21 protein-coding genes and 1 pseudogene are annotated in these 19,050 nt (G+C 64.2%); 14 read left to right on the top strand and 8 right to left on the bottom strand.

The window, feature by feature from the left end; genetic code table 11:
- Positions 1-55: 55 nt before the first annotated feature.
- From BDD18_RS05335 to BDD18_RS05320, 4 genes are read right to left on the bottom strand one after another with little or no spacing between them, the layout of a single operon-like run.
- Positions 56-1,243: a vWA domain-containing protein gene (locus BDD18_RS05335; RefSeq protein WP_142081789.1), complete on the bottom strand. Its 1,188-nt coding sequence runs from the start codon at positions 1,241-1,243 to the stop codon at positions 56-58.
- Positions 1,244-1,264: 21 nt separating this feature from the next.
- Positions 1,265-1,864, bottom strand: a complete 600-nt coding sequence (locus BDD18_RS05330) for a GNAT family N-acetyltransferase (RefSeq protein WP_142081787.1) — start codon at positions 1,862-1,864, stop codon at positions 1,265-1,267.
- A 4-nt stretch (positions 1,865-1,868) separates the two neighbouring features.
- The gene (locus BDD18_RS05325) at positions 1,869-2,102 is read right to left on the bottom strand and encodes a hypothetical protein (protein ID WP_142082529.1); all 234 of its coding nucleotides are present in this window, start codon (positions 2,100-2,102) and stop codon (positions 1,869-1,871) included.
- Between the two features lie 9 nt (positions 2,103-2,111).
- Positions 2,112-2,966 (bottom strand): AAA family ATPase, encoded by an 855-nt coding sequence (locus BDD18_RS05320; protein WP_044401602.1) that lies wholly within the window; start codon positions 2,964-2,966, stop codon positions 2,112-2,114.
- Between the two features lie 111 nt (positions 2,967-3,077).
- Between BDD18_RS05320 and BDD18_RS05315 the strand changes: the two genes are divergently transcribed.
- The gene (locus BDD18_RS05315; protein WP_044401599.1) at positions 3,078-3,743 is read left to right on the top strand and encodes a c-type cytochrome; all 666 of its coding nucleotides are present in this window, start codon (positions 3,078-3,080) and stop codon (positions 3,741-3,743) included.
- A 91-nt stretch (positions 3,744-3,834) separates the two neighbouring features.
- On the opposite strand, the gene BDD18_RS05310 is transcribed toward BDD18_RS05315, so the two are convergent.
- From BDD18_RS05310 to BDD18_RS05295, 4 genes are all read right to left on the bottom strand, one after another.
- Positions 3,835-5,187, bottom strand: coding sequence for an ABC1 kinase family protein (locus tag BDD18_RS05310; protein WP_142081785.1), 1,353 nt, complete (start codon positions 5,185-5,187; stop codon positions 3,835-3,837).
- The gene (locus tag BDD18_RS05305) at positions 5,180-5,662 is read right to left on the bottom strand and encodes a DUF3429 domain-containing protein (RefSeq protein WP_142081783.1); all 483 of its coding nucleotides are present in this window, start codon (positions 5,660-5,662) and stop codon (positions 5,180-5,182) included. The genes BDD18_RS05310 and BDD18_RS05305 overlap by 8 nt, the downstream gene beginning before the upstream one ends.
- Before the next feature lie 193 nt (positions 5,663-5,855).
- Complete coding sequence (locus BDD18_RS05300; RefSeq protein ID WP_044401590.1) at positions 5,856-6,290, bottom strand: DUF1841 family protein; 435 nt, start codon at positions 6,288-6,290, stop codon at positions 5,856-5,858.
- 62 nt (positions 6,291-6,352) lie between these two features.
- Positions 6,353-7,180, bottom strand: coding sequence for an IclR family transcriptional regulator domain-containing protein (locus BDD18_RS05295; protein WP_142081781.1), 828 nt, complete (start codon positions 7,178-7,180; stop codon positions 6,353-6,355).
- A 131-nt stretch (positions 7,181-7,311) separates the two neighbouring features.
- Between BDD18_RS05295 and BDD18_RS05290 the strand changes: the two genes are divergently transcribed.
- The 13 genes and pseudogenes from BDD18_RS05290 (at position 7,312) to BDD18_RS05230 (ending at position 18,963) form a co-directional block, all read left to right on the top strand.
- A complete protein-coding gene (locus tag BDD18_RS05290) occupies positions 7,312-8,028 on the top strand; it encodes a 3-oxoacid CoA-transferase subunit A (RefSeq protein WP_142081779.1) in 717 nt (238 codons plus the stop codon).
- 29 nt (positions 8,029-8,057) lie between these two features.
- On the top strand, positions 8,058-8,708 hold the full coding sequence (locus BDD18_RS05285) for a 3-oxoacid CoA-transferase subunit B (RefSeq protein WP_066695771.1): 651 nt from the start codon (positions 8,058-8,060) through the stop codon (positions 8,706-8,708).
- Between the two features lie 35 nt (positions 8,709-8,743).
- On the top strand, positions 8,744-9,973 hold the full coding sequence (gene pcaF, locus BDD18_RS05280) for a 3-oxoadipyl-CoA thiolase (protein WP_142081776.1): 1,230 nt from the start codon (positions 8,744-8,746) through the stop codon (positions 9,971-9,973).
- Positions 9,974-9,975: 2 nt separating this feature from the next.
- Positions 9,976-10,710, top strand: a complete 735-nt coding sequence (locus BDD18_RS05275) for an SDR family NAD(P)-dependent oxidoreductase (protein ID WP_420837301.1) — start codon at positions 9,976-9,978, stop codon at positions 10,708-10,710.
- 191 nt (positions 10,711-10,901) lie between these two features.
- Positions 10,902-11,903 (top strand): Bug family tripartite tricarboxylate transporter substrate binding protein, encoded by a 1,002-nt coding sequence (locus BDD18_RS05270; protein ID WP_142081772.1) that lies wholly within the window; start codon positions 10,902-10,904, stop codon positions 11,901-11,903.
- A gap of 208 nt (positions 11,904-12,111) precedes the next feature.
- Positions 12,112-12,714: a hypothetical protein gene (locus tag BDD18_RS05265; RefSeq protein WP_044401564.1), complete on the top strand. Its 603-nt coding sequence runs from the start codon at positions 12,112-12,114 to the stop codon at positions 12,712-12,714.
- Positions 12,711-13,301 carry a TlpA family protein disulfide reductase gene (locus BDD18_RS05260; RefSeq protein WP_142081770.1) on the top strand — a complete coding sequence of 197 codons (591 nt, stop codon included), beginning with the start codon at positions 12,711-12,713 and terminating at the stop codon, positions 13,299-13,301. Before BDD18_RS05265 ends, BDD18_RS05260 begins: the two co-directional genes overlap by 4 nt.
- Before the next feature lie 144 nt (positions 13,302-13,445).
- The gene (gene accB / locus BDD18_RS05255; protein ID WP_066782614.1) at positions 13,446-13,898 is read left to right on the top strand and encodes an acetyl-CoA carboxylase biotin carboxyl carrier protein; all 453 of its coding nucleotides are present in this window, start codon (positions 13,446-13,448) and stop codon (positions 13,896-13,898) included.
- A gap of 7 nt (positions 13,899-13,905) precedes the next feature.
- Entirely contained in the window at positions 13,906-15,255 is a 1,350-nt protein-coding gene (gene accC / locus BDD18_RS05250; protein ID WP_044401556.1) for an acetyl-CoA carboxylase biotin carboxylase subunit, read from the top strand.
- Positions 15,256-15,482: 227 nt separating this feature from the next.
- A complete protein-coding gene (prmA, locus tag BDD18_RS05245; protein WP_142081769.1) occupies positions 15,483-16,385 on the top strand; it encodes a 50S ribosomal protein L11 methyltransferase in 903 nt (300 codons plus the stop codon).
- A gap of 52 nt (positions 16,386-16,437) precedes the next feature.
- Positions 16,438-16,542 (top strand): annotated as a pseudogene (locus tag BDD18_RS22725) (zinc-ribbon domain-containing protein); the annotation flags it as partial.
- 462 nt (positions 16,543-17,004) lie between these two features.
- Positions 17,005-18,042 (top strand): DUF3426 domain-containing protein, encoded by a 1,038-nt coding sequence (locus BDD18_RS05235; RefSeq protein ID WP_244939031.1) that lies wholly within the window; start codon positions 17,005-17,007, stop codon positions 18,040-18,042.
- 24 nt (positions 18,043-18,066) lie between these two features.
- A complete protein-coding gene (locus BDD18_RS05230) occupies positions 18,067-18,963 on the top strand; it encodes a carbohydrate kinase family protein (RefSeq protein WP_142081767.1) in 897 nt (298 codons plus the stop codon).
- The last annotated feature ends 87 nt before the right edge of the window (positions 18,964-19,050 follow it).

Genomic DNA, 19,050 nt, shown 5'->3' with positions numbered 1-19,050 from the left:
CCCGGTGTAGGACAGCTTCGGCCGCGCGGCCGTGGCAGCACGCGCTGGCGCAGCGCTACTTCGACAGCAGGCGCATGGTGTCTTCCAGCCCCTTGAGTGACAGCGGGAACATGCGGTTGCCAATGAGCTGCTGGATGATGCTGATGCTCTGGCGGTACTGCCACACGCCCTGGGGCTCGGGGTTGATCCACGCAAACTTCGGGAAGGCGTGGGTGAGGCGCTGAATCCACTCCGCCCCCGGCTCCTCGTTGTTGTATTCCACGCTGCCGCCGGGCTGCAGGATTTCGTAAGGGCTCATGGTCGCATCGCCCACAAAGATCAGTTTGTAGTCTTTGTTGTACTTGCGGATGATGTCCCAGGTCGGAAACTTCTCGGCAAAGCGGCGGCGGTTGTTCTTCCACATGAAGTCGTACACGCAGTTGTGGAAGTAGTAGAACTCCAGGTGCTTGAACTCCGTCTTCACGGCGCTGAAGAGTTCCTCCACCCGCTGGATGTGCTCGTCCATCGTGCCGCCCACGTCCATCAGCAGCAGCACCTTCACGTTGTTGTGGCGCTCGGGCACCATCTTGATGTCGAGGTAGCCCGCGTTGGCCGCCGTGCTGCGGATGGTGTCGGGCAGGTCCAGCTCCAGTTCATGCCCTTCGCGCGCAAACTTGCGCAGGCGGCGCAGCGCCACCTTGATATTGCGCGTGCCCAGCTCTTGCGTGTCGTCGTAGTCGCGGTAGGCGCGCTGTTCCCACACCTTCACGGCGCTCTTGTTCTTGCCCGCGCCGCCAATGCGCACGCCTTGCGGGTTGTAGCCGCCGTGGCCAAACGGGCTGGTGCCGCCGGTGCCAATCCACTTGTTGCCGCCTTCGTGGCGCTCTTTCTGTTCTTCGAGGCGCTTCTTTAGCGTCTCCATCAGCTCGTCCCAGCCCATCTTCTCGATGGCGGCCTTCTGCTCGGGCGTCAGCTCGTTTTCCAGAATCTTGCGCAGCCAGTCGGCAGGGATCTCCTTGGTGAAATCGGCCACCAATTCGACGCCTTTGAAGTACGCACCAAAGGCGCGGTCAAACTTGTCGTAGTGCTTCTCGTCCTTCACCAAGGTCAGGCGCGAGAGGTTGTAGAAATCGTCCAGCGCCCAGGCATCGTCTGACTTGGGGCCCACCACACCGGCTTGCAGGGCTTCGAGCAGGGTGAGGTATTCCTTCACAGACACGGGCAGCTTGGCCGCGCGCAGGGTGTAGAAAAAGTCAATCAACATGATTTTGCCCTCCAGCGCTTGCTAGGCAAGCGCGTGCCGCTCTAAAAGGTATAGCAATTGTGCTTTGGCCTCGGGCCATTCGCCCGCGCGCATGCTGTACATCACCGTGTCGCGGATGGTGCCGTCGCGGCGCAGCGCGTGGCCGCGAATCACGCCGTCTTTCTTGGCCCCCAGCCGCTCGATGGCGCGCTGCGATGCGAAGTTGAAGTTGTCGGTGCGCCAGCCCACCACATGGCAGCCCAGGGTGTCGAAGGCGTGGCCCATCATCAAGAGCTTGGCCGTGGTGTTCACATGGGTGCGCTGCACGCTCTTGGCATACCAGGTGTAGCCAATTTCCACGCGCTTCACGGCGGGCAGGATGTCGTGGTAGCTGGTGGTACCCAGCACTGTGCCGGTGGTGTCGTCCACCACGGCGAAGGCAAAGCGGTTGCCTTCGGCGCGCATGCGCAGTGCATCGTCGATGTATTTGCCGGTGTTTTCGGGCTCGGGCACCGAGGTGATGCGCAGCTTCCACAGCTCGCCATCGGCTGCGGCCGCGCGCAGGCCCGCCTCGTGCGATGCGGCCAGCGGCTCCAGGCGCACGCCGCGTTCGCGCAGGGTCGCGGGTTCCACAAAAGCCATCGCGCTACTCCTTGCCTGCGGTTTTGTCTTGGCGGCGCGTTTGCCAGCGCCGCGCTGCGTGCAGGCCCAGGCCGCCGCCCAGGCCCACGAGGGCAATGCCAATCAGGCTGCCGGTGCCGTAGCCGGGCGCAAAAATGTCCACGCCCAGCCACTGGCCGGCCCAAAAGCCCAGCAGTGCCCCGCCCACAAAGCCAACGGCATCGGCCACGCCGTTGGCCAGCAGTTTTCCGGTGGTGATGTCGCTCACTTAGCGGTTCCTCTGGTTCATGAAGACCAGCTTTTCGAACAGGCTCACGTCCTGCTCGTTCTTGAGCAGCGCGCCCACCAGCGGGGGCACGGCCACCTTGTTGTCGGCGCTTTGCAGGGCTTCAAGCGGAATGTCTTCAGCCACCAGCAACTTGAGCCAGTCGATCAGCTCGCTGGTGGAAGGCTTCTTCTTCAGGCCCGGCAGGTTGCGCACGTCGTAGAACGTCTTCATCGCCACGGTGAGCAGCTCGCTCTTGAGCGTGGGGAAGTGCACGTTCACGATCTGGCGCATCGTGTCGGCTTCAGGGAACTTGATGAAGTGGAAGAAGCAGCGGCGCAAGAACGCGTCGGGCAGCTCTTTTTCGTTGTTGGAGGTGATGAACACCAGCGGCCGGTGCTTGGCACGTATGAGTTCGCGCGTTTCGTAGCAGTAAAACTCCATGCGGTCGATTTCGCGCAGCAGGTCGTTCGGGAATTCAATGTCGGCCTTGTCAATCTCGTCGATCAGCAGCGCCACGGGCTGGTCGGCCGTGAAGGCCTGCCACAGCACACCTTGCACGATGTAGTTGCGAATGTCCTTGACCCGCTCGGCGCTGTCGCCATCGTTGAGTTGGCTGTCGCGCAGGCGGCTCACCGCGTCGTATTCGTACAGGCCCTGTTGCGCCTTGGTGGTGGACTTGATGTGCCACTGCAACAGTGGCATGCCCAGGGCCTGGGCCACTTCTTCGGCCAGCATGGTCTTGCCGGTGCCGGGTTCGCCCTTGATGAGCAGCGGCCGCTGCAGGGTGATGGCTGCATTCACCGCCAACATCAAATCTTGGGTAGCGACGTAATTCTGGGAACCGCGAAATTTCATAAGGGAAATCACCGAATCGTTGATGAATGGGCTTGACAAGCGCTGGCTATAATCAGCCGCTGATCTGGGCCCAGAGCTGAAGCTGAACCTCCACGAGATTGTGCGCGCAAAATGAACAAGACGTTGACCACGATATTTGCCTTGGCTGTCGCTTCTGTGACCGCTTTTTCTCACGCCCAGGAAGCCAAGGGAGACGTGAAGGCCGGCGAAAAGAAAATCGCCATGTGCATTGGCTGCCACGGCATTCCTGGCTACCAATCCAGCTTCCCTGAAGTGCACAAGGTGCCCATGATTTCGGGCCAGAGCGGCAAGTACATCGCCTCGGCACTTGATGCCTACAAGAAGGGCGACCGCAAGCACCCCACCATGCGCGGTATTGCCGATTCGCTGTCTGAACAAGACATCGCCGACGTGTCGGCCTACTACGAACAACACGGTAAGAAGGGCACCGAGCTGCCCGCCAAGCCCGGCCGCGAACCCAGCGTGCAAGTGGCTGAGCTGCTGAAGAAGGGCGCTTGCGTGTCCTGCCACGGCGACAACTTCGCCAAGCCCATCGATCCTTCTTACCCCAAGATCGCTGGTCAGCACGCCGACTACCTCTTTGTAGCGCTGAAGTCCTACAAGGCTGACGCACGCAACGCCAACGTGGGCCGCAACAACGCCATCATGGGCGGCATTGCCAAGCAGTTCTCGAACGCCGAACTCAAGGCCCTGGCCAACTACCTGGCTTCTGTGGAAGGTGATCTGCAGGTGGTGCCCCAGTCGCGCTTTCGCTGAGCCATTCTTCGGTTCACCAAGAAGCCCGCTTCGGCGGGCTTTTTGTTGTCTGGCGGATTTGCAGTTTGAGGCGCAACGCTGATGACGCGAGTCAGCCTTGCTCCAGATACGGCCGTGCCAGCGCCTGCACCGGTACCTGGGCCTTGAGCCTGGCAGCCAGCAGGTACAGCCCGCCCAGCTTGCGGTGCAAGAACAGCGCATCGGCTGGTGGGGTGTGCCAGAAGTCTTTTTCGGTGCTCAGCGCCATGCCCGCCGTGCGGATGCGCTGGGCTAGGTCGCTGGTGCCAAAGTCGTAGCCATCGGCATGGCGCAGGGGCTCGCAGGCCAGCGCGAACAGATCAATCACCGCGTTGCGCTGGTGGGGCTGGATGTGGTGGCCGAAGTAGCCAATGGCCTGGGCCGCTTCGTCCATGCCCTCGCGGTGGCCGTGCATGGCAGCGCGCATGAGCCGCCGGTAGGCTTCCACCACTTCACTGCCGTAGGCGCGGGTGGCGCCAAAGTCGAGCAGCACGGTGCGGCCACTGGCCTTGTCGTAGCGGTAGTTGGCGAAGTTGGGGTCCGTCTGCACCAGGCGGAATTCGAACAGCTCCCGGAACAGCAGGCCCATCAGGGTGCTGGCCACCTCGTCGCGCTGCGCCTGGGGTGCGCGCTGCAGGGATTCGATGGGCACGCATTCCACGTAGTCCATCGCCAGCACGTTCTCGGTGGTCCAGTCGGCGTGCACGGTGGGAATGCGCAGGTTCGGCACGTCGGCCAGCAGGGCTGCAAACTGCGCTTGGCAGCGGGCTTCGCGCAGATAGTCGGCTTCTTCGTGCAGCTGCCTTTTGGCCTCGGCCAAAAGTGGCGCCACATCCAGGTGGGCGGGCAGCAGGCCCGAGACGCGTAGCAGCGTGCCCACGTTGTCCACGTCGCTGGCAATGCTCTGGCGTATGCCGGGGTACTGCACCTTGATGGCCAGTTGCCGCCCATCCTTGGTGGTGGCGCGGTGCACCTGGCCGATGGAGGCCGCCGCGATGGGCGTGAAGCCGAACTGCGCAAAGCGCGCGTCCCAGCCCGCGCCCCAGGCGGCCGTCAGCACATCGTCCATCTGCCCGATGGGCATGGGTTTGGCGTCTGAGCGCAGGCGTGCCAGGATTTCGCCCAGCTCGGGCGGCAGCAGCTCACCTGCATCCATCGATAGCAGTTGCCCCACCTTCATGGCCGCGCCGCGCAACTGTGCGAGCTGGTCGGCTACGCGGCGGGCGTTGGCGGGGGTGAGCAGCAAGTCGCGGGCGCTGCGGCGCTTGCCTTGCGCCCATTGGCGCGCGCCTTCGGCCAGCATGCCGCCGGCCAGCCCGGTGGCCAGGGTGCCCATGCGCGCCATGCGACTCCAGCGGCCGCTGGGTACAGATGCTGTGGCGCTGGGCGGGGCAGCGGCGGGCTGTGGGTCTGGGCGTTCATCCATGGGCAGCCACCGCGCCCAGGGCCAGGCAAACGCAGGCGGTGACCGTGAGGCGCCAGCGCAGCGGCAGGTACCAGGCGGGCAGTGCCGCGCGGGATGCCAGGCGCAGGTCTTGCACCAGGTGCGCAGCAAACCCCACGATGAGCAAGGCCGCCCCGCCTGCCATGGGCAGCAGCACGGCAGGCCAGGCCAGCAGCGATGGCACCACGCTCCACACAAAGCGGTGCGTGCGTTCGCGGTCGCTCAGCTCGCCCAGCACCATCGCAAAGCCCCAGTGCAGCGCGCCCACAAAACTCAGAATGACCGCGCCGTAGGCCAGCAGCGCCGTGCCCCACAGCGGTGTGCCCGGCGCCCACCAGCCGATGCCCGCCAGTGCAGCAAATGGCAGCAGCCCGCCATAGCCCAGCCAGGCCACGGAGGTGGGCAGCGCTGTGGGCAAGGCGGGTGAAGACGATGGGGTGGGGTGGGTGCTTTGCATGGGGCCTCCAGGTCAATGGGGCCATTGTCGGGAAAGCACGACTCCCGAGTGGGCTGCATGCTTGTGTGGCGCAGTTGCAGCCTGTGCAGTGGTGTCAGTATTTAAGCCAAATATGCCGCTAGCGCTTTTGTAATAAGCGCAAGGTGCTCATTTATTCATAGCGCGAATTCATGGCACGATGCGCTGCGCGAAATCAGTCCCGCGTAGCGCGGCGCTGCACGGCGGCGATGTAGGCATTGCCGTCGGGCGGGCGGCCGGAGCGCTGGCTTTCCCACAGCATCTCGCCCAGGCATTCCATGGCGGCGTGGTGGGCGTCGTGCAGCGAATCGAGCCGCTTGGCCAGCAATTCGACTGCCTGGCGGATGCCGCGCGGCTGGTCAATGCTGCATTGCTCACTGATCGACAGGTGCATTGACAGGTGCAGGAAGGGGTTGGTCTGTGCGGGCGTTTCGTCGTAGTTGCGGGCGATGGCGGCATCTACGTCGGCCAGGTCGGCGTGGTATTCGGGGTGCTCGGCAATCCACAGGCTGGCCAGCGTTTCGATGGCTTCCATGGGCGCGCCGCTTTGGGCTTTGGCGTGCACGCCGCACAGAAAGCGGCGCACATCGGCTTGGGTAGGGTTGAACATGGGGCGGGAGGGTAGCACGCACGCCCAGCCCTGGCGGGGCCGGGGGCTTGGATGGCGCTGGTTCAGCGGCGCGGTGCGCCCATCAGCCGCGAGATGGTTTGCGCCGCGCGCAGCAGCGGCGGCAGCAGGGTTTGCTGCATCAGCTCGGCGCTGGTGCGGTTGGCCTGGCCGCTGATGTTGAGAGCGGCCACGGTTTGCCCCAAGCGGTTGGTGAGCGGTGCGGCGATGGAGATGAGGCCTTCTTCCAGCTCCTGGTTCACCAGGCACCAGCCCTGCGTGCGCGCCTGGCGAATGCGTTCCAGCAGGGTGGGCAGGTCGGTGGCGGTGTGGGCGGTGTGGCGCTGCAGGGGCAGTGTGGCGAGGCGGCTTTGCAGCTCGTCTTCGGGCAGGCTGGCCAGCAGCACTCGGCCCATGGAAGTCCAGGCTGCAGGCAGGCGCGAGCCCACGCCCAGGCTGGTGCGCATGATCTTGTGGGTGGGTACGCGCAGCACGTAGACGATGTCCAGGCCATCGAGCACGGCGGCCGAAGACGACTCGCGCACTTCCTCCACCAGGTCTTCCATCAGCGGCTCGGCTAGGTTCCAGAGGGGCAGTGACGACAGGTAGGCAAAGCCCAGGTCGAGGATGCGCGGCGTGAGGCGAAAGAGCTTGCCGTCACTTTCCACATAACCCAGCGTTTGCAGCGTGAGCAGGATGCGGCGCGCCCCGGCGCGGGTCAGGCCGGTGTGCGCGGCCACCTCGCTCAGGGTCTGCTGGGGTGCGCTGGCGCTGAAGGAGCGGATCACTTCCAGCCCACGCGCGAACGACTGCACATAGCTGTCGCCCGGCTTGGGGGTGGAGGCGGGCGCGGGCAAGCCCGAGGGGGCGTCGTGGTTTTCAGGCGTTGTCATCGGGACTTCTTTATAATTCATTATACGAACAAAAGTTCGCTATATGAACAAATCTCATGCTTTGCCGGGTGCGGCTTCGGGTTCGTGTTTTGGCCCATTCCTGAAGTTCTTTTTTGTGGGGACACAGTTTCATGATCAACAAGATAGCTGACTCGGCGGCCCAGGCGATGGCCGGTGTGCGCGATGGCGCCACGGTGCTCATCGGGGGCTTTGGTACCGCCGGTATTCCTGGCGAACTGATTGAGGCGCTGATTGCGCAGGGCGCGCGCGACCTGACGGTGGTGAACAACAACGCTGGCAATGCCGACCACGGCCTGGCCGCGCTGCTCAAGGCCGGGCAGGTGCGCAAGATCATCTGCAGCTTTCCACGCCAGGTGGACAGCTACGTGTTTGACGAGCTGTACCGCAGCGGCAAGGTCGAGCTGGAACTGGTGCCCCAGGGCAACCTGGCCGAGCGCCTGCGCGCTGCCGGTGCGGGCATTGGCGCCTTCTTCTGCCCCACGGGTTACGGCACCGAACTGGCGCTCAACGCCGACGGCTCGCCCAAGGAAACCCGCGAAATCAACGGCAAGCAGTACGTGCTGGAGTACCCCATCTACGGCGACGTGGCCCTGATCAAGGCCGAGAAGGGCGACCGCTGGGGCAACCTGACCTATCGCATGTCGGCCCGCAACTTTGGCCCCGTGATGGCCACCGCTGCCAAGACCACCATCGCCACCGTGCACGACGTGGTGGAACTGGGCGCACTCGACCCCGAAGCCATCGTCACCCCCGGCATCTACGTGAGCCATGTGGTGAAGATCGAGCGCACCGCCACCCAGGCCGGTGGTTTCAAGAAGTCTGCATAAAAAGCGCCCTTAGCGCAGAAGGAACAAGCGTGAGCAGCTATCAAAAACGAAGCAAAGACGACCTGGCTCGCCGTGTGGCGCAGGACATCCACGACGGTGCCTATGTGAACCTGGGCATCGGCCAGCCCACCCTGGTGGCCAACCACATCCCTGAAGGGCGTGAAGTCATCCTGCAAAGCGAGAACGGCATTCTGGGCATGGGCCCCGCGCCCGCCGCAGGCAATGAAGACTACGACCTGATCAACGCCGGCAAGCAGCCCGTGACGCTGCTGCCCGGTGGCGCGTATTTCCACCACGCCGACAGCTTCGCCATGATGCGCGGCGGCCATCTGGATATTTGTGTGCTGGGCGCCTTCCAGGTGTCGGCCACGGGCGACCTCGCCAACTGGAGCACGGGCGAGCCCGGCGCCATTCCGGCCGTGGGCGGTGCGATGGACCTGGCCATTGGTGCCAAGCAGACCTGGGTGATGATGGATTTGCTGACCAAGCAAGGCGCCAGCAAGGTGGTGCAGCAATGCACTTACCCGCTCACGGGCGTGGGCTGCGTCAAGCGCATCTATACCGACCTGTGCACGCTGGCCTGCACGCCCACCGGGCTGCAGCTCATCGACATGGTGCCCGGCCTGACCCTGCCCGAGCTGGAACAACTGGTGGGCCTGCCCATTCGCCCCGCAGCCTGACTGAACCCTGAGCCGCTAACAAGGAGACATCTTCCATGAGCCAATCCCAAGCCTACATCTGCGACGCCATCCGCACCCCCTTTGGCCGCTACGGCGGCGCCCTCTCCAGCGTGCGCGCTGACGACCTGGGGGCCATCCCCATCAAGGCGCTGATGGAGCGCAACCCCGGTGTGGACTGGGCCGCCGTGACCGATGTGCTCTATGGCTGCGCCAACCAGGCTGGCGAAGACAACCGCAACGTGGCCCACATGAGCAGCCTGCTGGCGGGCCTGCCCGTTGAAGTGCCCGGTGCCACCATCAACCGCCTGTGCGGCTCCGGCCTGGACGCCGTGGGCAGCGCCGCGCGCGCCATCAAGTCTGGCGAAGCCGGCCTGATGATTGCCGGTGGTGTGGAAAGCATGAGCCGCGCCCCCTTCGTCATGCCCAAGGCCGAAACCGCCTTCAGCCGCAACAACGCCGTGTACGACACGACGATTGGCTGGCGCTTCATCAACAAGCTGATGAAGGAAAAGTACGGTGTGGACTCCATGCCAGAAACCGCCGAGAACGTGGCGGTGGACTTCCAGATCGAGCGCGAGGCGCAAGACCAGATGGCCCTGCGCAGCCAGCTCAACGCCGTGGCCGCCATCAAGGCCGGTCACTTGGCGCGCGAAATCGTGCCCGTCACCATCCCGCAGAAGAAGAAAGGCCCCTCCGGTAGCGAGGGCGACGCCATCATCGTCAGCCAGGACGAGCACCCCCGCGAAACCAGCCTGGAAGCGCTGGCCAAGCTCAAGGGCGTGGTGCGGCCTGATGGCACGGTGACGGCGGGCAACGCATCTGGCGTGAACGATGGCGCCTGCGCCTTGCTGCTGGCCGACGAGGCCCATGCCGCCAAGTACGGCCTCAAGCCCCGCGCCCGCGTGGTGGGCATGGCCACCGCGGGCGTGGCCCCGCGCATCATGGGCTTTGGCCCCACGCCCGCCACGCAGAAGGTGCTGGCGCAAACTGGCCTGACCTTGGATCACATGGACGTGATCGAGCTGAACGAAGCCTTCGCCGCCCAAGGCCTGGCCGTGCTGCGCGCCCTGGGCCTGAAGGACGATGACGCCCGTGTGAACGCCTGGGGCGGTGCCATTGCCCTGGGCCACCCGCTGGGTGCCAGCGGCGCCCGCCTGGTCACCACGGCCGTGAACCGCCTGCACGAGCACGCGGGCCAGTACGCGCTGTGCACTATGTGCATTGGCGTGGGCCAGGGCATTGCCTTGATCATCGAGCGGGTGTGAGCGTGGCTGATACCCGCACCCCCGTCACCGTCGTTACCGGCGCCAGCAACGGCATTGGCCGTGCGATTGCCGAAGCCGTGCTGGCCCAGGGCCGGGCCGTGGTCAACCTCGACTACGTGCTGCCCACCTGGAGCCACCCGCTGCTCACCTCGTACCAGGGCGACCTGACGGACGAGGCCTCCACCCGCGAACGCGCGGCCGAGATGGCTGCCCAGCACAACGTGACAGCACTGGTGAACAACGCGGGCGCCACCCGCCCCGGCACCATCGACACCGCCACCACGCAGCAGCTGGACGATGTGGTGGGCCTGCACCTGCGTGCGCCCATGCTGCTGGTGCAGGCCTTTTTGCCCACGCTGCGTGCCAGCGGGCAGGGCCGCATCGTCAACATGTCGTCCCGCGCCGCTTTGGGCAAGGGCGACCGCATCGTCTACTCGGCCACCAAGGCCGGAATGATCGGCATGACCCGCACGCTGGCCATGGAACTGGGGCGCGACGGCATCACCGTCAACGCCATCGGCCCTGGCCCCATCGCCACCGAGCTGTTCCGCCAGAGCAACCCCGAGGGCGCGCCGCAGACCGAGCGCATCCTCAAGAGCATTGCCGTGGGCCGCATGGGCACGCCCGAAGACGTGGCGCGCACGGCGATGTTTTTCCTCTCGCCCGACAACGGCTTCATCACCGGTCAGGTGCTGTACGTCTGCGGCGGCACCACGCTGGGCGTGGCGCCGGTGTGAAGTGACAACCCCTGAGTCGCTTCGCTCCTTCCCTCTTCCCTCTTATCTCGAACGGCTTCGCCATTCGGGAAGGGGGCAGCCCTTCCTCGGCGTCCCGTGCCTGCGCCGTGCCAGTCTCAAACGCTGTGGCGATTGGGACGTGGCCCACCAAACGCTATTTTTGTCCACCAGCTTCTTTGAAGGAGACCTCCATGCAACATTCCCACGCCACCCGCCGCTTCGCCCTGGGTTCCATCGCTTCGGCCGTCGTTTTGGGCGCTGGTCTGCTCGGCGGTACGTCCGCCCTGGCCCAGGCTTACCCCACCAAGCCCGTCACCATCATCATGCCCTTCGCCGCAGGCGGCACCACCGACATCCTGGCCCGCATCATCGGCCAGGCGCTGACGGCTGAGCTGGGCCAATCCGTCGTGGTGGACAACCGCGCGGGCGCAGGCGGCAACATCGGTGGCCAGGCGGCCGCCAAGGCTGCTCCGGACGGCCACACTCTGTTCATGGGCACCGTGGGCACCCACGCCATCAACGCCAGCCTGTACAAGAAGATGCCTTTCGACCCCGTGAAGGACTTCGCACCGCTGACCCGCGTGGCCAATGTGCCCAACCTGCTGGTGGCCAACCCCGCCCAGCCCTACAAGAGCGTGAAGGACCTCATCGCCTACGCCAAGGCCAACCCCGGCAAAGTGAACTTCGGCTCTTCGGGCAATGGCAGCTCCATCCACCTGTCGGGCGAACTGTTCAAGAGCCTGGCCAAGGTGGATATGCAGCACGTGCCCTACAAGGGCAGTGCCCCTGCGGTGACGGACCTGATGGGCAACCAGATCGGCATCATGTTCGACAACATGCCGTCGGCTATCCAGCATGTGCGCAGCGGCAGCCTGGTGCCCCTGGCGGTGACCACGGCCAAGCGCTCGCCCGAGCTGCCCAACGTGCCCACCATCGCTGAGGCGGGCGTGCCCGGCTACGAGGCCACGTCGTGGTTTGGCATGTTTGCCCCCGCAGGCACGCCCGCACCCGTGCTGGCCAAGCTGAACGCCGCCATCGTCAAGGTGCTGGCCCAGCCTGATGTGAAGAAGAAGATCAACGAGCAGGGCGCCGAGGTTTACAGCGAAACGCCTGAGCAGTTCGCAGCCTTCATCCAGGCCGAAAGCGTGAAGTGGGGCAAGGTGGTGAAAGAGTCCGGCGCCAGCCTGGACTGATTTCCCCCGCCTGCCGGGCCTGGCCCAGGTGAATGCCTGGGTTTAAGGAAAAAAGCATGCTAGCGCTTACTGGGTAAGCGCCAGCAGCTATCATAAAGATAGCAAATGCTGACAGCCTGAGAAACCCTCGGTGCCATACGGGCGCACGATCGGTGCCTGTTTGCGTTCACGCGACAATGTCGGCTGCTGATGCTGCGAGGGTTCCTCCATGCCTGTTTCCAACCCCCTGACTGCCGAAATTGCCGCCACCACGGCCCGCATCGTTGTGGAAGAGGGACTCGAATGGGGCCCCGCCAAGCGCCGCGCCGTGCGCGAAATGGGTCTGCCCGCCCGCACCCCGCTGCCTGACAACGACCAGGTGGAAGACGCGGTGCGCGAATACCTCGACATTTTCTGTGCTGACACCCAGCCACGCGAACTGCGCGCCCTGCGCCAGTTGGCGCTGGTGTGGATGGTGCGCATGGCCGAGTTTCGGCCGCATCTGGCGGGCTCGGTCTGGCATGGCACGGCCACGCGCCTGTCTGATATCTATATCCAGCTGTTCTGCGATGACCCCAAGTCGGCAGAGATTGCCCTGATCGACCACCATGTGGACTACGAGCCGCGCACGGTGACGGGCTTTCATGGGGAATCGGTCGAGGCCCTGAGCCTGGGCAGCAAGTGCCCTGAACTCCAGGAGATGATCGGCGTGCACCTGATGATTTACGACCTGGACGACCTGCGTGGCGCCTTGAAACCCGATGCCAAGGGACGCACCCCCCGTGGCGATGTGACGGCCGTGCGCCGTGTTCTGGAAGAGACTGCCCCATGAGTTTGCCGCCCGACGTTTCCCGCAGCGCCAGCGCTGCTGAACCCGCCGCCCAGCCTGCCCCCACATCGCGCAGGCGCTGGCTGTATGGCGCCGTGGCCGGGGCTGCCGCGCTGGGCGGGGCAGGGTTGGCTTGGTGGCGCTTTCAGCCCCACGCCATGCAAGATGGCGCCGAGGCAGCCCTGTGGAGCATGGAGTTTGACACCCCCACAGGCGGTGCCCCGCTGGCCATGAAAGCCCTGCAGGGCCGCCCCGTGCTGCTGAATTTCTGGGCCACCTGGTGCCCGCCCTGCGTGGAAGAGCTGCCCATGCTGAACGCGTTTTACCGGGAAAACGTGTCCAAGGGCTGGCAGGTGGTGGGCCTGGCGATCGACCAGCCTTCGTCTGTGCGCAAGTTTCTGGACCGGCTGCCGCTGGACTTTCCCGTGGGGTTGGCGGGCCTGGGCGGCACGGAGCTGGGCCGGTCGCTGGGTAACCTCACCGGTGGCCTGCCTTTCACCGTGGTGCTGGGGCAGGGGGGCCGGGTGCTGCATCGTAAAATGGGGCAAGTGACGCCCGATGACCTCCAGCAGTGGGTCCATCTGCGGTAAGCCAAGCCCCTTCATGGGGCTTTTTCAGCGTTTGATGCGCTCCATCAGCCTCGATGTTGATGAAAATTACCTCTCAATCGCTGAGGTAGTCCGAAATTAGAGTAAATTCGCGCCCTATTTAGTTTTATAGCCGTTGGAGCTTCCATGGATCTGCGAAAACTCAAAACCTTGATCGACCTCGTCTCCGAGTCAAACGTTTCCGAACTCGAAATCACCGAGGCCGAAGGCAAAGTCCGTATCGTCAAGAGCGGCGGCGCCGTGGTTCAGCAATATGTGGCAGCGCCCATGCAAGCCCCCGTGGCGCCAGCGCCCGTTGCGGCCCCTGTGGCCGAACTGCCCAGTCCTGCCGCCGCAGCCCCCACGGGCCATGTGGTCAAGTCGCCGATGGTGGGCACGTTCTACCGTTCGTCCAGTCCCGGCGCCAAGCCCTTCGTGGAAGTGGGCAGCCAGGTCAAAGAAGGCGAGACCCTCTGCATCATCGAGGCCATGAAGATCCTCAACGAGATCGAGGCCGACAAGTCGGGCACCGTGACCCGTATCCTGGGCGAAAACGGCCAGGCCGTGGAATACGGACAGCCGCTGTTCGTCATCGAATAAGGCGCTCATGTTCAAGAAAATTCTGGTTGCGAACCGCGGAGAGATCGCTCTGCGTATCCAACGCGCATGCCGCGAGCTGGGAGTCAAGGCCGTCATGGTCTATTCCGAAGCCGACCGCGATGCGAAATACGTCAAGCTGGCCGAAGAGGCCGTGTGCATCGGGCCCGCCCCGTCGCCCCTGAGCTACCTCAACATGCCGGCCATCATCTCGGCCGCCGAGGTGACCGATGCTGAAGCCATCCACCCTGGCTACGGCTTTCTGAGCGAAAACGCCGACTTCGCCGAGCGCGTGGAAAAGAGCGGTTTCCAGTTCATCGGCCCCACGCCCGAGTCCATCCGCATCATGGGTGACAAGGTGTCGGCCAAGCAGGCCATGATCCGTGCTGGCGTGCCCTGCGTGCCCGGCTCTGAAGGCGAGTTGCCCGACGACCCGGTGCAGATTCGCCGTATCGCAAAGGCCATCGGCTACCCGGTCATCATCAAGGCCGCTGGCGGCGGCGGTGGCCGCGGCATGCGCGTGGTGCACACCGAAGCTGCCCTGGTCAATGCGGTGCAGATGACCAAGGCCGAAGCGGGTGCTGCGTTTGGCAATCCTGCGGTGTACATGGAGAAGTTCCTCCAGAACCCCCGCCACATCGAAATCCAGGTGCTGGCCGACAAGCACCGCAACGCGGTGTACCTGGGTGAGCGCGACTGCTCCATGCAGCGCCGCCACCAGAAGGTTATTGAAGAGGCGCCTGCTCCCGGCATTCCGCGCAAGCTGATCGAGAAGATCGGCGAGCGCTGCGTCGCGGCCTGCAAGAAGATCGGCTACCGCGGCGCGGGCACGTTCGAGTTTCTGTACGAAAACGGCGAGTTCTATTTCATTGAAATGAACACCCGCGTGCAGGTGGAGCACCCGGTGACCGAGTTGATCACGGGCGTGGACATCGTGAAGACGCAGATCATGGTGGCGGCTGGCGAGAAGCTGCCCTTCACCCAGCGCCAGATCGAGATCCGTGGCCACGCCATCGAGTGCCGGGTGAACGCGGAAGACCCCTACAAGTTCATTCCGTCCCCCGGTCGCATCACCACCTGGCACGCGCCAGGCGGCCCCGGTGTGCGTGTGGATTCGCACGCGTACACCAACTACTTTGTGCCGCCCAACTACGACTCGATGATCGGCAAGATCATTGTGCACGGCGACACGCGCGAGCAGGCCCTGGCCCGCATGCGCACGGCGCTGTCCGAGACGGTGATCGAAGGCATCAACACCAATGTGCCGCTGCACCGCGAGCTGATGGTGGATGCCAAGTTCATGGCGGGCGGCACCAACATCCACTATCTGGAAGAGTGGCTGTCGCAACACAAACGCTAGGCTGCGTACAAACCCCTGAGGCGCTTCGCGCCTTCCCCTTTCTCCCGAATGGCTGCGCCATTCGGGAAGGGAGACACCGCCAGCGCGGCGGTGGCTTGCGGGGGGCTGCGGGCGTCTGGTGTTTGTTAGGCTGATTCCAGTCTTGGGCTGGTGCGGCCACAGTGGGTTCACATGCTGGCTCCCGGAAACGGGTGCCAGCATTTCATTTTTGCAAAGAGGCGTTTTTCATGTTTGAGCTGAGCCTGATGTGCCCTGAAGACCGCATTGAAGCGGTGAGCGACGCGCTGGATGCGCTGGACGCCTTGAGCGTCTCGGTGGAAGACGCCGATGCGCAGACCGATGCCGAGCAGGCCCTGTTTGGCGAGCCCGGCATGCCCCCGCCCAAGGATGGATGGCAGCGCAGCCGCGTGGTGGCACTGTTCCCCACGGCCGATGCTGCCCAAGAGGCGCAGCAACTGCTGACCGTACAAGACTTTTTTGAAGGCTGCCAGGTGCTGGGCGTTGCCGAAGTGCCTGAGCAAGACTGGGTGCGGCTGACCCAATCGCAATTTGCGCCAGTGGACATCACCCCCGATTTCTGGATCGTGCCGACCTGGCATGAGTTGCCACCGCAGGCTGTGCGCAGCATCCGCCTGGACCCCGGCCTGGCTTTTGGCACGGGCACGCACCCCACGACCCGTATGTGCCTGCGCTGGATTGCGCGCAACGGCACGGTGGCTGCCGATGGCTCCAGTACCCTGGGGCGTGTGCTTGACTATGGTTGCGGCTCGGGCATCCTGGCCATTGGTGCTGCCAAGTTCGGTGCGGTGGATATTGATGCGGTGGATATTGACCCCGCGGCGGTGGAGTCCACCCTGCAAAACGCGCAGGCCAATGGCGTGCAGCTCAAGGCGGGCCTGCCCGACAAGGCCCAGGGTGAATACCAGACGGTACTGGCCAACATCCTGGCGACGCCACTGCGCGTGCTGGCCCCCTTGCTGTGCAGCCATGTAGCGGCTGGCGGACACCTGGTGCTGGCCGGCATTCTGGAGCGGCAGGCAGACGAGCTGAAGGAGGCCTATGCCCCCTGGCTGCCACTGCAAGTGGCCGATTCGGAAGACGGCTGGATTTTGATGACCGCCAGCCGTTGAGCCTTGCGAGGCCCCGCGGGCTGTGGGGCCTGCGCTCTACAATCCATTGCAGATGAGCCAGATCACACGCTGCCCCGCCTGTTCGACCCAATTCAAGGTGGTCGCGGACCAGTTGCGCATTTCTGATGGCTGGGTGCGCTGCGGTCACTGCGCCGAGGTGTTTGATGCGTCCGAATCGCTCATGCCAGCGCCCCCACCAGCGCTTTTGCCCGACGTATCGCTGACCGACGTGCGACCACCGCCCATGCCAGTGGCGCGGGCGGATGATTCTTCGCGCGCATGGGGGGCTCCTCCGGCTCCTGTCCAAAAAGCTTTCTCTCGGGTTGTTGTGGAGCCTGACGCGCCGTCAGGGAATGCGCCAGCCCCGTCGGGTGCCGGTGTTTTGGCTGAGGCACCTTTTGCTCGCCCCGCCGAAGTCTTGTCGGTGCCCGATCCGGTACCGCCTGCCTTTCTGGCTGCGGAGCCTCCACTGGTCGGTGCGGAGCCGCCTCCCATTTTTGAGCCTGCTGCTACCTTTGCCTGGAAGGGGGCAGATGCCCCGAGCGTGCCGCCCAAGGCTCCGGTTGCTCCGCCCCCTCCACCACCTCCGCCCGAGTTTGCAGGGCGGCAGGAAAGCCGCGTGTTGTCGCCTGACATGCTGGAGCTGGTGCTGCAGGAACCTCTTCGTGCGACGTATTCCTCGGCGGTTTCTTCGGAAGCCGTGGCGCAGACGCCTGCAGCACCGGTGCCGCAGCCCGGAGGGTATGAGCTGCCTTACGCTGAAGACTTTGCAGACACTCCGCTGACGTTGGAGTGTGATGCACAGCCTTCGCCAACCGCTTCGCAGGCGGATGGTGTCACCGCGACCAGTGCAGAGCAGGCAGTGCCTGCCAAGCCGCTGCAGGCAGATGTGGTGAGCGACGGTGGCGTGGAGGGCATGACTGCTGATGGCATGGATGTTCTGGCATCCTTGCCCGCACTTCCTCCTGCTGAAGTGCAGTCTCTTGCCGATGCCGAGGAGTCTGTAAAGCCCTCTTTGCCATCGGTGGAGTTTCCTTCGATCGACGAAGCCACTGGTGTGAAGGAAGTGAAGTCGGCAACACCAGATCTGCGCGCTGACCAAAGCAGCGAGGGCGAAGACGATGAGGCGCCTGACGCGACGGAGGATGTCAGCTTCGTCAAAGCAGCCCGCCGGCGGGCGTTTTGGCGCAAGCCCCTGGTGCGCAGTGGGCTGGTTGTGCTGGGATTGGTTTTGGCGACTGCACTCGCAGCGCAGGTGGCTGTGCATGAGCGCAACCGCCTGGCTGCCGTGGCACCACAGCTTCGCCCCCTCTTGCTGGCCTTATGCGAGCCGCTGGGGTGTGAACTGGCGCCTCTGCGGCAAATTGCAGAGGTGGTCATCGACAGCTCCTCCTTCAACAAGGCGCGGGGCGACAGCTATGTGCTCGCCGTCACGATGAAGAGCCGTTCCACCGTGGCGCTGGAGATGCCGGCGGTGGAGCTGACGCTGACCGATGCGCAGGATCAACCTGTTTTGCGTCGTGTATTGCTGCCTGCTGACATGGGCGCTCCGCAGGAACTTGCCGCGGGCGGCGAATGGAGTGCTTCCGTGTCGGTGCTGGTGACCACTGGCGGCGCCCGCGTGGCGGGCTATCGCCTGCTGGCGTTTTATCCCTGATTCTTCTTTTATTGATTGCTTTTTATGGCCGCTCTTATCTGTGGTTCCCTGGCGTTCGACACCATCATGACTTTTGAGGGGCGGTTTGCCGAGCAGATCCTCCCGGATCAATTGCACATCCTCAACGTGTCTTTTCTGGTGCCATCGTTGCGTCGTGATTTCGGTGGCTGCGCAGGCAACATCGCCTACAGCCTCAAGTTGCTGGGTGGCGAGCCCCTGCCCATGGCCACGCTGGGAACAGACGGTGGCGAGTACCTGCAGCGCCTGGCTGCGCTGGGTATCAGTGACCGCTATGTGAAGCAGGTGGACGGCACTTACACGGCGCAGGCCATGATCATGACCGACCGTGACAACAACCAGATCACGGCGTTCCACCCGGGGGCCATGATGCAGGCGCACATCACCCGCATCGAATCCCATCCCGATATCAAGCTGGGCATCATCTCGCCAGATGGGCGCGATGCCATGCTGGAACATGCAGCGCAGTTCGTGGCGGCTGGCATCCCTTTCGTGTTCGATCCGGGCCAGGGCTTGCCCATGTTCAATGGCGCTGAGTTGACCCAATTCATTGAGCAAGCCACCTGGGTGACGGTGAACGACTACGAAGGCAAGATGCTGTGCGACCGCACCGGCTTGAGCCTGGCAGACATCTCGCGCAAGGTGAAGGGCCTGGTAGTGACGTTGGGCGGTGAAGGTTGTGATGTGTGGGTGGATGGCGAGCGTGAGCGAGTGCAAGCTGTGCAGCCAGCGGCCGTGGTGGACCCAACAGGGTGCGGTGACGCTTGGCGTGGAGCCCTGCTGTTTGGTCTGGAGCAGGGCTGGCCTTTGGCGCGGTGTGCTGAACTGGGCAACAAGGTGGGCGCGCTGAAGATTGCGCAGCGTGGCCCACAGAACTATGTCCTGGATTTCACCCCCGCGTGATGGGAGCGTGATGGGACTGAGGGGCTTGGCCTGCCATCCAGAGCGGGCCTTTGACACTGTGCTCAAGGCGCTCCCCGTACAGCCATA

It is taken from the genome of Acidovorax temperans (assembly GCF_006716905.1).
GTDB lineage: Bacteria > Pseudomonadota > Gammaproteobacteria > Burkholderiales > Burkholderiaceae_C > Acidovorax > Acidovorax temperans.
The sequence above is the reverse complement of the archived record's forward strand: the minus strand, read 5'-3'. Positions and strand labels throughout refer to the sequence as shown.

What these genes read in the sequence shown, in the direction of transcription:
- BDD18_RS05335 (WP_142081789.1), bottom strand. Translation starts at nt 1,243, where the DNA reads ATGTTGATTGACTTTTTCTACACCCTGCGCGCGGCCAAGCTGCCCGTG.
- BDD18_RS05330 (WP_142081787.1), bottom strand. Translation starts at nt 1,864, where the DNA reads ATGGCTTTTGTGGAACCCGCGACCCTGCGCGAACGCGGCGTGCGCCTG.
- BDD18_RS05320 (WP_044401602.1), bottom strand. Translation starts at nt 2,966, where the DNA reads ATGAAATTTCGCGGTTCCCAGAATTACGTCGCTACCCAAGATTTGATG.
- BDD18_RS05315 (WP_044401599.1), top strand. Translation starts at nt 3,078, where the DNA reads ATGAACAAGACGTTGACCACGATATTTGCCTTGGCTGTCGCTTCTGTG.
- BDD18_RS05310 (WP_142081785.1), bottom strand. Translation starts at nt 5,187, where the DNA reads ATGGATGAACGCCCAGACCCACAGCCCGCCGCTGCCCCGCCCAGCGCC.
- BDD18_RS05305 (WP_142081783.1), bottom strand. Translation starts at nt 5,662, where the DNA reads ATGCAAAGCACCCACCCCACCCCATCGTCTTCACCCGCCTTGCCCACA.
- BDD18_RS05300 (WP_044401590.1), bottom strand. Translation starts at nt 6,290, where the DNA reads ATGTTCAACCCTACCCAAGCCGATGTGCGCCGCTTTCTGTGCGGCGTG.
- BDD18_RS05295 (WP_142081781.1), bottom strand. Translation starts at nt 7,180, where the DNA reads ATGACAACGCCTGAAAACCACGACGCCCCCTCGGGCTTGCCCGCGCCC.
- BDD18_RS05290 (WP_142081779.1), top strand. Translation starts at nt 7,312, where the DNA reads ATGATCAACAAGATAGCTGACTCGGCGGCCCAGGCGATGGCCGGTGTG.
- pcaF (WP_142081776.1), top strand. Translation starts at nt 8,744, where the DNA reads ATGAGCCAATCCCAAGCCTACATCTGCGACGCCATCCGCACCCCCTTT.
- BDD18_RS05270 (WP_142081772.1), top strand. Translation starts at nt 10,902, where the DNA reads ATGCAACATTCCCACGCCACCCGCCGCTTCGCCCTGGGTTCCATCGCT.
- BDD18_RS05265 (WP_044401564.1), top strand. Translation starts at nt 12,112, where the DNA reads ATGCCTGTTTCCAACCCCCTGACTGCCGAAATTGCCGCCACCACGGCC.
- BDD18_RS05260 (WP_142081770.1), top strand. Translation starts at nt 12,711, where the DNA reads ATGAGTTTGCCGCCCGACGTTTCCCGCAGCGCCAGCGCTGCTGAACCC.
- accB (WP_066782614.1), top strand. Translation starts at nt 13,446, where the DNA reads ATGGATCTGCGAAAACTCAAAACCTTGATCGACCTCGTCTCCGAGTCA.
- accC (WP_044401556.1), top strand. Translation starts at nt 13,906, where the DNA reads ATGTTCAAGAAAATTCTGGTTGCGAACCGCGGAGAGATCGCTCTGCGT.
- prmA (WP_142081769.1), top strand. Translation starts at nt 15,483, where the DNA reads ATGTTTGAGCTGAGCCTGATGTGCCCTGAAGACCGCATTGAAGCGGTG.
- BDD18_RS05230 (WP_142081767.1), top strand. Translation starts at nt 18,067, where the DNA reads ATGGCCGCTCTTATCTGTGGTTCCCTGGCGTTCGACACCATCATGACT.